We start from the raw sequence: 769 nt of genomic DNA, 5'->3' as shown, positions 1-769 counted from the left end.
TGTGTTTTGTGTGTGTCTTAGTGTTTGATTTGTTACTTTTAAGGGCGCACGGTGGATGCCTTGGCACAATGAGCCGATGAAGGACGTGTAAGGCCACGATAGGCCTCGGGGAGTTGCCAATAGAGCGTTGATCCGAGGGTGTCCGAATGGGGAAACCTGGCCACGGTTATGTGTGGTCGCCCACTGCTGAATGCATAGGTGGTGTGGTGGTAACGCGGGGAAGTGAAACATCTCAGTACCCGCAGGAGAAGAAAATAATAATGATTCTGCTAGTAGCGGCGAGCGAACGTGGATGATGGCTAAACCATATGCGTGTGATACCTGGCAGGGGTTGCGTGTGTGGGGTTGTGGGATTTTGTTGTGGGCTGCTGCCATGGCCCGCGTGTGTGTTGTGTGTTAGCGGAAGTGGTTTGGAATGGCCTGCCGTAGACGGTGAGAGTCCGGTACGTGAAAGCATGCAATGTGTGCGTTGACAATTTTTCCCGAGTAGCAGCGGGCTCGTGGAATCTGCTGTGAATCTGCCGGGACCACTCGGTAAGCCTGAATACTTGTTGTGACCGATAGTGTATTGAGTACCGTGAGGGAATGGTGAAAAGTACCCCGTGAGGGGAGTGAAATAGTACCTGAAACCGTGTGCTTACAATCCGTCAGAGCCTTTTGGGGTGATGGCGTGCCTTTTGCAGAATGAGCCTGCGAGTCAGCGGCATGTCGCGAGGTTAACCCTGGTGGGGTAGCCGTAGCGAAAGCGAATACTAACTAGTGTGTTTTT

General features: G+C 52.5%; 1 rRNA gene. It reads left to right on the top strand.

Annotated features, from left to right (window positions below):
- Window positions 1-28 precede the first annotated feature (28 nt).
- Window positions 29-769 (top strand): 23S ribosomal RNA (locus HMPREF3088_RS09085); the annotation flags it as partial.

It is taken from the genome of Corynebacterium sp. HMSC22B11 (assembly GCF_001815965.1).
Lineage (GTDB): Bacteria > Actinomycetota > Actinomycetes > Mycobacteriales > Mycobacteriaceae > Corynebacterium.
This window is presented reverse-complemented; position numbering and strand designations above follow the sequence as displayed.